A 12,661-nucleotide genomic window follows, 5' to 3' on the forward strand; every position below is an offset into this window, starting at 1 on the left:
GCGTCACAGGGGGTTAGCGCGAGCTCAGCTGTAGTCGCCGGGATGGCAGCCGAAGGCGTCCGGCTTCTGCATCAAGCCTTCGCCCGGGACGACCTCGACCACATCGTACCAATCTTCCTTCGTCTTCATGTCCTTCTGCTGCTTGCCCTTGACGATGATCACCGGGCGGACGCACTGATGGTCCTCGGGGCGGTAATGCACGTCGCCGACCAGGGACGGCAGCGTCTCGCCCTTCTCATAGGCCTTGATCACGTCGGGCGGGCTGAAGCTGCCGGCCTGCTCGCACATGCGGGCCCAGTGCGCGAAGCTGACATAGGCGTTCTCCGCGCCCCATTCCGGCTTGTAGCCGTACTTCTTCTCGAAGGCCTCGTTGAACATCTTGGCGAGCGGGAATTTGTCCTCGAGCGTCCACCAATAGTCGGTGGCGGCGTAGACGCCCTGCATCAACCCGCCGGTCTCGCGCGCGATGAAGGGTACCTGGTAGGGGACGACCAGCTTCATCTTGTCGAGCACGCCGAACTGCTTGGCCTGCTGCGTCGACAGCACCGCGTCGTGGCCCCAGTTGACGTTGATCAGCACGTCGGCGCCGGAATTCGCGACGTTCAGCAGGTAGGAGGAATAATCGGGCGCGCCGAGCGGCGCGACCTGGTTGGTGACGGTGGTCCAGCCGGCGGTCGCAAGAAAGTCCTGCATCGACTTGGTGACGGTGTGACCGTAGGTGTAATCAGGCGTGAGATACGCAGCCTTCTTGCCCTTGCCGAACTCCTTGACCATGACGGGGCCGATCGCCGCCGCGGCGGTCTGGCCGAAGAAGTTCTGGCGGAAGCCGTAGCGGACGCAGTCCTTGCCGGTGGTGTCGTTCGAGCCGGAGATGCCGCAGACGAAGATCACCTTCTCGCGCTGGGCGAGCTTGTTCAGCGCGACCGCAACGGCGCTCGAGGTGCCGCCGGTGATCATGATCGCCTTGTTCTCGCTGATGAAGCGCTGCTGCGCCTGCACCGCCTCGTTGGGCTTGGCCGCGGAATCCGCGACGCCGAATTTCAGCTCCTTGCCGAGCACGCCCTTGCTGGTCTTCGGCGAGATCTTCTTGATCAGGTCGTGACCGCCGTTGATGTGCTCGATCGCGAGTTGATAGCCCTTGAGCTCGTCCTCGCCCTGCACGGCATAGGTGCCGGTGCGCGGCACCGAGATGCCGATGAAGGCGGTGGAACCCGAAACGCCCGCGGGATAGGAGCCGATCGCCGGCTTGTCCTCGGCGAAGGCCGGCATCGCAGGCAGCACCGAGCCGCCGATGAGGCCTGCCGTGGTCTGGAGCAGGCCGCGGCGCGAGAGGCCACGGCGAATGAGATGGTCCGTCATGATCGTTTCCTCCGGATATCGTTCTTGTTTGCAGGCAAAAGACGACCTGTCCGGCGGCAACCGGCCTCGAAGGGCCTGCCTGCACCGGGCACGTCACATCCGCGTGTAGCTCCTGGACGTAAACATTGCTCGTGAACACCTTCTGTCAATTTCGCCTTTGGTCGAACGATGAAAATTATCGCGTGAAAACATATCGGATCACGATATATATTAGTCTTTGTGAGTACGAGATTGGCGGGTTCGGCGAGAGAGATGCCGCGGCAGACGACAGTAGCGGGTACCCGGAAGCGACGATCCTGGCCGCAAGAGGCGGAGCTGCAGGAGGCGGCGTGGCCTGCCGGGGAGGGGAGCGACCAGCGCGCATCGCCGCAGTCCGGCGATGCCTCGCGCATGCCGGAGCCGCGTGGCCGGTCCGCCGGTCAGCGAGGGCCGGCCGTCGGCTCCGTTCAGGCCAAGCGCACGCCGGTGCCGATGCAGAGACTGAGCGTGCGGGCCCAGAATGTCCTGAAGGAGCTCGCGGTCGAGCTCACCGGCGAGCAGCCGCGCAAGGGGACCTGGTCGCCCTCGCGCGAGTTGCTGCTCGCGCTGACGGCGGAGCGGCTTGCGACGACGCGCAATTGCGGTCCTCACACCATGCGGGAGATCGTCGACTGGGCGCAGGGTTGCGGCGTGACCATCAAGCCGGTGATCCCGCCCGGCGGCTCGCTGTCGCAGATGTGGGGCGAGTTGATCACGAATGCATCCGAAGGCGCCTTGACCAGCGCCGAGATCGTCAGTGCGCTCCAGCGCTCGATCAGGCGGAAGAGCGTTCGTATTCCGATCGCATTTCAGGTCATCCTGGTGAAGATCCTGCTCTCCCACTTCGAATAGAAGGGCTGCAAGCCCCTCCTATACTTGTGCATCTGCCAGGCCCGTCGGTGGTTCCGCCCGGCCTTCCTTGCTAGTCTCGGCAGCGCCCGCTCCGCCGGCGGGCGGAGTTCGAAAGGCACGGAATGGCTGACGCGAAGCGGAAGACTGGACGCACGGCGCGCGCTGCGCCCTCGAGGGGCGGCGCGATGCGCGAGGCTGACTATGCGGCGCTCGCCCAATTCCGCTACCAGCTGCGCACCTTCCTCGCCTTCAGCGAAGCGGCGGCCCAGAACGCCGGGTTGACGCCGCAGCAGCACCAGGCACTGCTGGCGATCAAGGGGCTGGCCGACCCCAACGGCGCCAGCGTCGGCGACATCGCCGGCTTCCTCCTGATCCGGCACCATACAGCGGTGGAGCTGGTGGACCGCATGGCGAAGCTGAAGCTGATCGCTCGGGAGGCCGATCCCGAGGATGCAAGGCGCGTCCTGGTCAAGCTGACGGCCAAGGGCGAGCAGAAGCTGCGCTCGCTTTCGCGCATTCACCTGGACGAGCTGAGCGCCGCTGCACCCGCGTTGGGCAAGATCCTGCGATCGTTCCTGGCAAAGGTGCGCTGAGGCAGGGATCAGGCCGCCGCGCCCTGTGCGGCGAGCTGCGCGGCCTGGTGCTCGGTGGTCAGCGCGTCGGTCAACTCGCCGAGCGCTTCGCCTGCGATCACCTGCGGCAGCTTGTAGAGCGTCAGGTTGATGCGATGGTCGGTGACGCGCCCTTGCGGAAAATTGTAGGTGCGGATGCGCTCGGAGCGGTCGCCTGAGCCGACCTTCTCCTTGCGCTCGGCCGACCGTGCCGCATCGACGCGCTGGCGTTCGGCGTCGTAGATGCGCGAGCGCAGGATGTTCATGGCCGAGGCACGATTCTTGTGCTGCGAGCGGCTGTCCTGCATCATCACCACGATGCCGGTCGGAATGTGGGTGATGCGGATCGCCGATTCGGTCTTGTTGACGTGCTGACCGCCGGCTCCTTGCGCGCGCATGGTCTCGATGCGCAAATCGTCGTTCTTGATGTCGACGTCGACGTCCTCGACCTCCGGCAGCACGGCCACCGTCGCGGCCGAAGTGTGGATGCGCCCCTGCGTCTCGGTGTCCGGCACGCGCTGCACGCGATGCACGCCGGATTCGAACTTCAGCTTCGAGAACGCGCCGCGGCCCTGCACCTCCGCGATGATTTCCTTGTAGCCGCCGACGGTGCCTTCGCTGGCCGAGATCACCTCGACCTTCCAGCCCTGCAAGGCAGCGAAGCGCTCGTACATCCGGAACAGGTCGCCAGCAAACAGCGAGGCCTCGTCGCCGCCGGTGCCGGCGCGGATTTCCAGCACCACGTTGCGGTCGTCCATGGCGTCCTTGGGCAGCAGAGCGACCCGGATCTTCTGGACCAGCTCCTCGATTTTCGGCGTCAGCTCGTCGCGTTCGGCTTCCGCCATGCTGCGCATCTCGGCATCGGTCGCGGGATCGGCGATCAGCGCCTCGGTGTCGGCGAGCTCCTTGACCGCGGCACGATAGGCCTTCACCGCCTCGATCAGCGGGGTGATCTCGGCGAGCTCGCGCGTGATCTGCACATAGCGCTCGGAGGCGAGCTGCCCCAGCGATTCGGCCTCAAGAGAGGCATGATGTGCAAGGAGGACGTCCAGTTTGGCTTCGGGGAGTGACGACATCGGTTCAGTCTCAAATGGCGGAAGGAGGCGAGGCGGCAGGGAGCGGCGACAGGCCCGCTACAATGCCAGGCCTTCGGCCTCGGCAAATTCCGTCAGTTTCTGCCGGATCGAGACGCTGCCCGCCGGCGCGTCCAGGAGCGGGCCGAGCACGGCTTCGGCCTTCTTGGCATCGAGGTCGATGACCATGGCCTTGACGGGGCCGAGTGCGGTTGCCGACAGCGACAGCGAGCGGTAGCCCAGCGCAATCAGTGCCAGTGCGCCAAGCGGCTTGGACGCCATCTCGCCGCAGAGCGAGAGCGACTTCTTCGCCGCCTGTGACTTGCGTGCGATCTCGCGCAGCGCGCGCAGGATCGGCGCCGACATGGTGTCGAAGCGCTCGGAGACTTTTGCATTGCCGCGGTCGACCGCGAACAGGAACTGGAACAGATCGTTGGAGCCGACCGAGATGAAGTCGACCTTCTTCAGGAGCTCGTCGAGCTGGTAGAGCAAAGCGGGCACCTCGACCATGGTGCCGATGTCGATACGCTCCGGCAGCGTATGGCCGTGCTGGCGCAGATAGGTGAGCTCGCGTTCGACCAGCGCCTTCGCCGAATCGAATTCGGCGACCTCCGAGATCATCGGGAACATGATGCGCAGCGCGCGGCCGCCACCGGCGCGCAGCAGCGCACGGATCTGGCCGCGCAGCAGGCCGGGACGATCGAGCCCGAGCCGGATCGCGCGCCAGCCGAGCGCGGGATTTTCCTCGATCACCGCTTCCATATAGGGCAGCGCCTTGTCGCCACCGATGTCGAGGGTGCGGAAGGTGACGGGCTTGGTGCCGGCCGCATCGAGCACGGTACGATACAGCGCCAGCTGGTCGCTGGTGCGCGGCAGGCTCTGGCCGACCATGAATTGCAGCTCGGTGCGGAACAGGCCGATGCCGGCGCTGCCGGTGTCCTCGATATGCGGCAGGTCGATGGCAAGACCTGCGTTGATCATCAGCTCGACCTTCTGGCCGTCCCTGGTGACGCAGGGCAGGTCGCGCAGCGCCAGATATTGCGCCTGGCGGCGGGCGCGGAAGCGCACGCGCTCGGCGAAGGCCGCCTCGACTTCCTGCGAGGGACGCACATAGATCGAACCGGAGGTGCCGTCGACGATGATGGCGTCGCCGGGATCGGCGATGCCGGGCGCGTTCGGCACCTCGCCAACGGCAGGAATGCCGAGCGCGCGCGCCACGATCGAGACGTGGGAGTTGGCGGTGCCTTCCTCCAGCACGATGCCGCGCAGGCGCTTGCGGTCATAGTCGAGCAGCGCCGCCGGGCCCATCGCGCGCGCGATGACGATCGCGTTGTCGGGCAGCTGCTCGCGCGAGGGCGCGTGGTCCTGGCCGACCAGCTGCCGCATCAGGCGGTAGCCGAGATCCTCGAGGTCGTGCAGCCGGTCGCGCAAGTAGGGGTCGGTCGAGCGCAGCATGCGCGCGCGGGTGTCGGACTGCACGCGCTCGACGGCGGCTTCCGCGGTAAGGCCGGTGGCGACCGCCTCATGCAGCTTGTGCGACCAGCCCTGGTCGTTGGCGAACATGCGATAGGCTTCCAGCACCTCGCGATGCTCGCCGCCCTCGGCGACGTCGCCGCGCTCCAGCATGCGGTCGAGATCGGCCCGGAGCTTGGCCAGCGCGGTGTCGAGCCGCTTGATTTCCTTGGGCAGGTCCTCGGCGATGTAGTCCTTGATGACGACGCGCGGCTCATGCAGCACGACATGGCCGAGCGCGATGCCCTCCGACAGGATGGCGCCGACCTTCTGCGCGGAATGGCGCGCCGCGGGCTCCTGGCCCGGCTGGGCCAGCGCGGAGAGCTCGCCGGAGGCGATCAGCTCGGCCAGCACCATGGCGGTGGTCTGCAGCGCCTCGAGCTCTTCCTCGACATAATTGCGCTTGGCGCGGTTCTGCACCACCAGCACGCCGAGCGTGTTGCCGGCTCGCAGGATCGGCACACCGAGGAAGGAGTGGTAGATTTCCTCGCCGGTCTCCGGGCGGAACGAGAAGGCCGGGTGGCTCTGCGCATCGCTCAAATTGAGCGGCGTCGCCTCGCTGGCGACGAGGCCGACCAGGCCCTCATGGGCGCTCAGCACGGTGTGGTGCACCGCCTCGCGGTTGAGGCCTTCGGTGGCGTAGAGCTCCAGCGTGTTGTCAATGCGCAGCACGTAGACCGAGCACACCTCGGCCACCATGTTGGCGGCGATCAGCACCACGATCTTGTCCAGCCGCTCCTGGGCCGAGACCTGCTCCGCCATGGTTTCGCGGAGCCGTCTCAACAAGACGCGGGGACCTCCCGACGCGCTCCGCATGTCCCGTCAATCTCCTCCGTCTGCCCGGCCCGGCGGTATCGGCCGGCGGCTGGCCTAAAATTCCAGAAAAACAACCAAATTGTTTGTCCGGCGCCGGCACAAGCCCAAAATCCCCTTGAGATTTAGCGCCTGCACCGAATCAGCGCCGCCCCGAACTGGGACACAGTCTGCGGCAGCCCACCCTGTTCGCCGTATAGCGAATTGAGGCTTGTTTTGCCAAGCAAAACGCCTGCCAAACGCGAAGGTGTGTACACCTTCGCGTTTGCTGCGACCGCTAAGAGAAAATTGGTCCGGGCATGGTCCGGAAAGTGCGAAGCTGTTTTCCGGAAAGACCATGCTCAAACAACAGCCTGAAGCGCGACGATGGTCGCGTTTCAGGCCTGATCGAGACCGTAGAGCGTGTGCAGGGTGCGCACCGCAAGCTCGGTATAGGCGGTGTCGATCAAAACCGAGAATTTGATCTCGGAGGTTGTAATGGCCCGGATGTTGATATTCCGTCCGGCGAGGGCTGAGAACGCCTGGGCAGCGACGCCGGCATGGCTGCGCATGCCGCTGCCGATCACCGAGATCTTGGCGACATCGGTGGCGGTATCGAGCCGCGCATAGCCGATCTTGCCCTTGGCGGCGGTAATCGTGTCCTTGGCGCGGGTATAGTCGGCCGCCGGCACCGTGAAGGTGAGGTCGGTGGTCTTGCCGTCCTCGGAGACGTTCTGCACGATCATGTCGACATTGATGTTGGCATCCGCCAGCGGGCCGAAGATCGACGCCGCAACGCCCGGCTTGTCCTCGATCTGGCGCACCGAGATCTGGGCCTCGTCCTTGGAGAAGGCGATACCAGTGACGACGTGGCTTTCCATGATCTCCTCCTCGCTGCAGATCAGCGTGCCGGGCGGCTGGTTGGCATGCGGGTCGATATCCTCGGGCTTGTCGAAGCTCGAGCGGACGAAGATCGGCATGTTGTGGACCATGCCGAGTTCCACCGAGCGGACCTGGAGCACTTTTGCGCCCTGGGAGGCCAGTTCCAGCATGTCTTCGAATGCGATCTTGTCGAGCCTCTTGGCCTTCGGCACGATTCGCGGGTCGGTTGTGTAGACGCCATCGACATCGGTGTAGATGTCGCAGCGGTCGGCCTTGACGGCGGCGGCGATCGCCACGGCCGAGGTGTCCGAGCCGCCGCGGCCGAGCGTGGTGATGCGACCCGTCTCCGGATTGATGCCCTGGAAGCCGGCGATGACCGCGACTTCCTTGCGATCCTTGAAACGGCTGATGATCTCGCTGCCGTCGATGTCCTCGATCCGGGCCGAGGCGTGAGCATCGCTGGTCTTGATCGGGATCTGCCAGCCTTGCCAGGAGCGGGCCTGGATGCCCATGCCCTGGAGCGCGATGGCAAGCAGGCCGGATGTGACCTGTTCGCCGGAGGCGACGACGGCGTCGTATTCGCGCGCGTCGTGCATCGGCGAGGCCTCGGTGCACCAGGCCACCAGCTCGTTGGTTTTCCCGGACATCGCCGAGACGACCACGGCCACTTCGTGGCCCGCGTCGACCTCACGCTTCACATGGCGTGCGACGTTGCGGATACGTTCGATGTTGGCGACGGATGTGCCGCCGAATTTCATCACGAGGCGGCTCATGACGACGCGTGCATTCCTTCAAAGGGATCAGTATGGTGGCCCGCGCGAGACGATGCTGCGGGCACCCGACCGCGCGTATACAGAGGGGCGGGGCCGGGGGCAAGCGGGTTCCTGCTGCGGCCAATCCGGGCAATGGGTTATCAGAGGTTATGGCGCGCTATATTGACGAAATCCTGCAGCCCGGCGAGCGGGTGCTGTATTCGACCAATGCGCACTGGATTTTCTATTTTCCGGCCATCCTGGCCTGGATCGCGGCTTTCGCCCTGTTCGTCCTGTCGGGGCAGACCACGGTCAACGGGCTCCTGATTCTCTGTCTCATCGCCTCGGGCGTGGTGGCTCTGGCGGCCCTGTTCTGGACCGTGAAGGGCTGGTTCCATCGCTTCACCACCGAGACCGACGTCACCAATCTCAGGATTGTGCACAAGACCGGCTTCATCAAGCGCCGCACCTTCGAGATGGCGCTGGACAAGGTCGAGAGCGTCGATGTCAATCAGACGATTCTTGGACGTATTCTCAACTACGGCGACGTGACCATCAACGGCGTCGGCGAAGGTCGCGAAACCATCCGGACCATCGCCTCGCCGCTCGCCTTCCGTAGTTCGATCACCACGCGGTAGGACCGCGCGTAACGATGAGCATGCAGCAAAATACTTCCCTCTCCGTCAGCCCGCAGCCGGGCTCGACCGTCGACGCCGCCGAGATCGCAAAGTTCTCGAAACTCTCGGCGGAGTGGTGGGACCCCAACGGCAAGATGGCGCCGCTGCACCGGATCAACCCGCTGCGGCTCGGCTACATCCGCGACGCCGCCTGCCGTAAATTCGAGCGCAACGTGCGCAGCCTCAACTGCCTCGGCGGGCTTCGCGTGCTCGACATCGGCTGCGGCGCCGGCCTGTTGTGCGAGCCGCTGTCGCGGCTCGGAGCGCAGGTCATCGGCGTCGATCCTTCCCAGAGCAACATCGCCGCGGCCAAGCTGCACGCCGACAAGGGCCATCTTGCGATCGACTACCGCTGCACCACGGTGGAGGAGATCGACCCGCGCGAGCGCTTCGACATCGTGCTGGCGATGGAAGTGGTCGAGCACGTCGTCGATGTCGGCGTCTTCCTGAAGCGTTGCGCCGCGATGCTGAAGCCGAACGGCCTCATGGTGGTCTCGACGCTGAACCGCAACTGGAAGAGCTTCGCGCTCGCCATTGTCGGCGCCGAATACGTCCTGCGCTGGCTGCCGCGCGGCACCCACGAATGGAATAAGTTCGTCACCCCCGACGAGCTGACAAAATACCTGCTCGACAACCGCCTCGTCATCACCGAGCAGACCGGCGTGGTCTACTCACCCTTCGCCGACAAATGGACGCTCTCGTCGGACATGGACGTGAACTACATGGTGGTGGCGGAAGGGATGGTGTGAGTGAGATGCGAGTTGCGAGTCCTCTGCCGGTGTCGTCCCTGCGAAAGCAGGGACCCATAGCCACAGGCCCGTCTAGTTAGCCCAATCAGGCGCCCCGAGCATGTACTACGTCTACATCCTCGCCAGCCGCCATCATGGGACGCTCTACATCGGCGTAACCAACTCTCTCCAGAAACGCCTGGAGCAGCACCGCGCCGGCAAGGGCTCGGAGTTCGTCAAGCGCTACGGCGTGCACCGCCTCGTCTACACCGAATCCTTCGAGCGAGCGGAAGAAGCGATTGCCCGCGAAAAACAGCTCAAGCGCTGGAAGCGCGACTGGAAGATCGAGCTGATCGAGCGGGAGAACCCCGAGTGGCGGGATCTAAGTGATCTGTTGGTTTGACGGTGTGACGCGGCCTAGAAAATGCTGTCGTCCCTGCGAACGCAGGGACCCATACCGCGTGATCTATCGGTAGCGAGCGGTGTTGGGTGGGCGGGTTAGCAGCTCTCACAAAACTTCTCCCTGGGGTTATGGGTCCCTGCGTGCGCAGGGACGACGGCGGAGTTTGTGACGTGACCTCAGCGATCTCTTGGTTTGACCGTGTGACGCCGCCAAGCGAACGCTGTCGTCCCTGCGAACGCAGGGACCCATACCGAGGAATCTATCGGTGGCGGACGGTGCGAGATGCGCGGGCTGGCAGTCGTCGCAGGACTTCTCCCTGGGGTTATGGGTCCCTGCGTGCGCAGGGACGACACCGAGTTTGTGGCGAGAGCATCGCTCCCATGACGTCCGTGCGGTTGACCGCGCTGGCCTCAACTTGCAGGTTGGCCGCAGTTATTTCCCGCTAATGCCCGCCCCACCCCATGCTCACCATCGCCAGCCTCTGGATTCCCTTCACCCTCGTTGCTGCGCTCGGCCAAGTCGCGCGCAATGCGATGCAGCGGTCGTTGACGAAGCCGCTGGGGACCTGGGGCGCGACCAATATCCGCTTCCTGTTCGGCTTCCCGTTTTCGGTGCTGTTCCTCGGCGTGGTGCTGGTCGCCACCGGCGATCATCTGGGCATGCCGCCGACCGTGTTCTGGCCGTGGCTCCTGCTCGGCGCGCTCAGCCAGATCGTCGCCACCGGCCTGATGCTGCTTGCCATGAACGACCGCTCCTTCGTGGTGACGACGGCGTATCTGAAGACCGAGGCGATCCAGACCGCGATCTTCGGTTTCGTCTTCCTTGGCGATCACCTGACCTGGCTGAAGGTGCTGGCGATCGTGATCGCGACCGTCGGCGTCGTCATCACCGCGCTGAGGCCCGGCGGCGAGAAGAGTTTTGCCGAATTGAAGCCGACCATCACCGGCCTCGTTGCGGCTGCCGCGTTCGCGCTGTCTGCGGTTGGCTTTCGCGGCGCGATCATCAACGTGCCCGGCGTCTCCTTCGTGACCTCGGCCTCGTTCACGCTGGTGCTCGGCCTGTTCGTGCAGACGCTGGTGCTGACGATCTATCTGCTCTGGCGCGCGCCAAAGGTGCTGCAGGCGATCCTCGGCCTGTGGAAGCCGTCGATGCTGGCCGGCTTCATGGGCGCCTTCGCCTCACAATTCTGGTTCCTGGCGTTCGCACTGACGGCCGCCGCCAATGTCCGCACGCTCGCTCTGATCGAGGTGCTGTTCGCGCAAGCGGTGGCGTATTATTCGTTCAAGCAGCCGATCGCACCACGCGAGCTTGCAGGTATCGCGCTGATCATCATCGGTGTGGCGGTGCTGGTGGGGGCCTAGTTCCGGTCTTCCGGCAATGTCGGCAGCGGCGACACCTCGATGCCCTCGTCGATCAGCGACTTCGCCTCCTCCGGCGAGGCCTCGCCGTAGATCGGACGGTGCTCCTTGTCGCCGTAATGCATCGCGCGGGCTTCGTTGGCGAAGCGCTCGCCGACATTGTCGGCGTTCTTCACGATGTGATCGCGCAGCTCCTTCAACTTGGTGCGCAGCTCTTTCTCCTGCGCCATCAACAGCGAGGTCGGACCTGATGGCGCGGCCTCGGGCGTGGGAGTAGTGGTCGCCTCCGGCGGCGGCGTCGCGCGCCCGCGGCCCTTCTTGCCGACGATGCGCGGGGCCATGATCGCCTTGTCGACCTTGGCGGATCCGCAGATCGGGCAGGTCACGAGCTTGCGCTTCACTTGCGAATCATAGGCCGACGAGCTCTGGAACCAGCTCTCGAACGCGTGGTTTCGATCGCAATGGAGCGCGTAGCGGATCATGCTGATCCCCGCACGAGGTGCAAATGATCCGGCCCGGCCTTGGGATCGGACACGCCGAAGCGGCGGCCGTGCTGGAGCGAGGGGATCGCGCGGCGTGCGGTCTCGACCTTGGCGGGGTCGATCTGGGCCATGATGATGCCGGGCTCGACGTCGCCTTCGGCGAGGATCTCGCCCCAGGGATCGATGATCAGCGAATGGCCATAGGTCTCGCGCTTGTTCTCGTGGGTGCCTGCCTGGGCAGCTGCGAAAATGAAGCAGCCGGTCTCGATCGCGCGCGAGCGCAGCAGCACATGCCAGTGCGCTTCGCCGGTCTTGCGGGTGAAGGCGGACGGGACGGTGATGAAGTAAGCGCCACTCTCGGCGAGGGCGCGGTAGAGCGCGGGGAAGCGCACGTCGTAGCAGATCGTCAAGCCCACGCGGCCCCAGGGCAGATCGGAGATCACCGCGGTTTCGCCCGGCTGGTAGTTGGCGGATTCGCGATAGCTCTCGCCGTCCGGCAGCTCGATGTCGAACATGTGGATCTTGTCGTAGCTCGCGAGCACATTGCCCTCGGGCCCGATCAGGAAGGAGCGGTTGACCGCCTTTTCGGCCGAGAAGCGCAGCGCCAGCGAGCCGACATGGAGATGGATCTTCAGTTCCGCCGCGAGCGCCCGGTAGGCCTTCAGCGAAGTGTCGTCCTCTTCGCTCTGCAGATGCTCGAACAGCGCCTTGCGGTTCAGCTGCATCATGTTGCTGACTTCAGGCGTCTGCACGTAGTCGGCGCCGTTGGCCGCCGCCTGCCGGATCAGCTTCGTGGCCTGTTCGAGGCTTGGCCCGGGCATCAGACCCGTGCGCATCTGCACCATGGCGGCCGTAAATGTGCGGTTCTCGCTCATGAGTTGGCCTTCACACCTTCCAGCATGCCGTCAAGCTTGCCTTCGCGGTCGAGTGCGTAGAGATCGTCGCAGCCGCCGACATGAGTTCCACCGATCCAGATCTGCGGGAAGGTCGAGCCCTCGCCGGCGCGGTCGTACATCTCCTCCCGCCAGGAGGGGTTCTTGGCGACGTCAAATTCGGTAAAGATTGCCTTCTTGCGGGTCAACAGGGACCTCGCCGCGGAACAATAGCCGCAGCCCGGCCTGGTGTAGATCTCGACAGCAGAAGTCATGGCGTCCGACGCTCT

13 protein-coding genes are annotated in these 12,661 nt (G+C 64.9%); 6 read left to right on the plus strand and 7 right to left on the minus strand.

Annotation, left to right across the window (positions count from 1 at the left end):
- Window positions 1–24: 24 nt before the first annotated feature.
- Window positions 25–1,359, minus strand: coding sequence for a substrate-binding protein (locus A3AS_RS0126370; protein ID WP_018320537.1), 1,335 nt, complete (start codon window positions 1,357–1,359; stop codon window positions 25–27).
- A gap of 390 nt (window positions 1,360–1,749) precedes the next feature.
- On the opposite strand from A3AS_RS0126370, the gene A3AS_RS0126375 reads away from it, so the two are divergent.
- Window positions 1,750–2,229 carry a hypothetical protein gene (locus A3AS_RS0126375; RefSeq protein WP_049814993.1) on the plus strand — a complete coding sequence of 160 codons (480 nt, stop codon included), beginning with the start codon at window positions 1,750–1,752 and terminating at the stop codon, window positions 2,227–2,229.
- Window positions 2,230–2,351: 122 nt separating this feature from the next.
- Window positions 2,352–2,822 (plus strand): MarR family winged helix-turn-helix transcriptional regulator, encoded by a 471-nt coding sequence (locus A3AS_RS0126380; protein WP_018320539.1) that lies wholly within the window; start codon window positions 2,352–2,354, stop codon window positions 2,820–2,822.
- Between the two features lie 8 nt (window positions 2,823–2,830).
- On the opposite strand, the gene prfA is transcribed toward A3AS_RS0126380, so the two are convergent.
- From prfA to A3AS_RS0126395, 3 genes are all read right to left on the minus strand, one after another.
- Window positions 2,831–3,916, minus strand: a complete 1,086-nt coding sequence (gene prfA / locus A3AS_RS0126385) for a peptide chain release factor 1 (protein ID WP_018320540.1) — start codon at window positions 3,914–3,916, stop codon at window positions 2,831–2,833.
- Window positions 3,917–3,973: 57 nt separating this feature from the next.
- A complete protein-coding gene (ptsP, locus tag A3AS_RS0126390) occupies window positions 3,974–6,241 on the minus strand; it encodes a phosphoenolpyruvate--protein phosphotransferase (protein ID WP_018320541.1) in 2,268 nt (755 codons plus the stop codon).
- Between the two features lie 374 nt (window positions 6,242–6,615).
- Window positions 6,616–7,872 carry an aspartate kinase gene (locus A3AS_RS0126395; protein ID WP_018320542.1) on the minus strand — a complete coding sequence of 419 codons (1,257 nt, stop codon included), beginning with the start codon at window positions 7,870–7,872 and terminating at the stop codon, window positions 6,616–6,618.
- Between the two features lie 149 nt (window positions 7,873–8,021).
- Between A3AS_RS0126395 and A3AS_RS0126400 the strand changes: the two genes are divergently transcribed.
- From A3AS_RS0126400 to A3AS_RS0126415, 4 genes are all read left to right on the plus strand, one after another.
- A complete protein-coding gene (locus tag A3AS_RS0126400) occupies window positions 8,022–8,489 on the plus strand; it encodes a PH domain-containing protein (RefSeq protein ID WP_018320543.1) in 468 nt (155 codons plus the stop codon).
- Window positions 8,490–8,503: 14 nt separating this feature from the next.
- On the plus strand, window positions 8,504–9,277 hold the full coding sequence (ubiG, locus tag A3AS_RS0126405) for a bifunctional 2-polyprenyl-6-hydroxyphenol methylase/3-demethylubiquinol 3-O-methyltransferase UbiG (RefSeq protein WP_018320544.1): 774 nt from the start codon (window positions 8,504–8,506) through the stop codon (window positions 9,275–9,277).
- A gap of 100 nt (window positions 9,278–9,377) precedes the next feature.
- On the plus strand, window positions 9,378–9,659 hold the full coding sequence (locus tag A3AS_RS0126410) for a GIY-YIG nuclease family protein (RefSeq protein ID WP_018320545.1): 282 nt from the start codon (window positions 9,378–9,380) through the stop codon (window positions 9,657–9,659).
- Between the two features lie 461 nt (window positions 9,660–10,120).
- Window positions 10,121–11,020, plus strand: coding sequence for an EamA family transporter (locus A3AS_RS0126415; protein WP_018320546.1), 900 nt, complete (start codon window positions 10,121–10,123; stop codon window positions 11,018–11,020).
- Here the strand turns inward: A3AS_RS0126415 and A3AS_RS0126420 are convergent.
- The 3 genes from A3AS_RS0126420 to grxC are packed head-to-tail and all read right to left on the minus strand — an operon-like array spanning window position 11,017 to window position 12,646.
- A complete protein-coding gene (locus tag A3AS_RS0126420; RefSeq protein WP_018320547.1) occupies window positions 11,017–11,499 on the minus strand; it encodes a DUF1178 family protein in 483 nt (160 codons plus the stop codon). The two genes, A3AS_RS0126415 and A3AS_RS0126420, sit on opposite strands and share 4 nt — an antisense overlap.
- Window positions 11,496–12,374 carry a carbon-nitrogen hydrolase family protein gene (locus A3AS_RS0126425; protein ID WP_018320548.1) on the minus strand — a complete coding sequence of 293 codons (879 nt, stop codon included), beginning with the start codon at window positions 12,372–12,374 and terminating at the stop codon, window positions 11,496–11,498. The genes A3AS_RS0126420 and A3AS_RS0126425 overlap by 4 nt, the downstream gene beginning before the upstream one ends.
- Complete coding sequence (gene grxC, locus A3AS_RS0126430) at window positions 12,371–12,646, minus strand: glutaredoxin 3 (RefSeq protein ID WP_018320549.1); 276 nt, start codon at window positions 12,644–12,646, stop codon at window positions 12,371–12,373. Before grxC ends, A3AS_RS0126425 begins: the two co-directional genes overlap by 4 nt.
- Window positions 12,647–12,661 lie beyond the last annotated feature (15 nt).

It is taken from the genome of Bradyrhizobium sp. WSM2793 (genome assembly GCF_000379585.1).
In the GTDB taxonomy this organism is placed as follows: Bacteria; Pseudomonadota; Alphaproteobacteria; order Rhizobiales; family Xanthobacteraceae; genus Bradyrhizobium.

Coding starts and splice junctions, on each gene's coding strand:
- grxC (WP_018320549.1), bottom strand. CDS start 12,646: ATGACTTCTGCTGTCGAGATCTACACCAGGCCGGGCTGCGGCTATTGT.
- prfA (WP_018320540.1), bottom strand. CDS start 3,916: ATGTCGTCACTCCCCGAAGCCAAACTGGACGTCCTCCTTGCACATCAT.
- ptsP (WP_018320541.1), bottom strand. CDS start 6,241: ATGCGGAGCGCGTCGGGAGGTCCCCGCGTCTTGTTGAGACGGCTCCGC.
- A3AS_RS0126400 (WP_018320543.1), top strand. CDS start 8,022: ATGGCGCGCTATATTGACGAAATCCTGCAGCCCGGCGAGCGGGTGCTG.
- A3AS_RS0126380 (WP_018320539.1), top strand. CDS start 2,352: ATGGCTGACGCGAAGCGGAAGACTGGACGCACGGCGCGCGCTGCGCCC.
- A3AS_RS0126425 (WP_018320548.1), bottom strand. CDS start 12,374: ATGAGCGAGAACCGCACATTTACGGCCGCCATGGTGCAGATGCGCACG.
- A3AS_RS0126410 (WP_018320545.1), top strand. CDS start 9,378: ATGTACTACGTCTACATCCTCGCCAGCCGCCATCATGGGACGCTCTAC.
- A3AS_RS0126420 (WP_018320547.1), bottom strand. CDS start 11,499: ATGATCCGCTACGCGCTCCATTGCGATCGAAACCACGCGTTCGAGAGC.
- ubiG (WP_018320544.1), top strand. CDS start 8,504: ATGAGCATGCAGCAAAATACTTCCCTCTCCGTCAGCCCGCAGCCGGGC.
- A3AS_RS0126415 (WP_018320546.1), top strand. CDS start 10,121: ATGCTCACCATCGCCAGCCTCTGGATTCCCTTCACCCTCGTTGCTGCG.
- A3AS_RS0126395 (WP_018320542.1), bottom strand. CDS start 7,872: ATGAGCCGCCTCGTGATGAAATTCGGCGGCACATCCGTCGCCAACATC.
- A3AS_RS0126370 (WP_018320537.1), bottom strand. CDS start 1,359: ATGACGGACCATCTCATTCGCCGTGGCCTCTCGCGCCGCGGCCTGCTC.
- A3AS_RS0126375 (WP_049814993.1), top strand. CDS start 1,750: ATGCCGGAGCCGCGTGGCCGGTCCGCCGGTCAGCGAGGGCCGGCCGTC.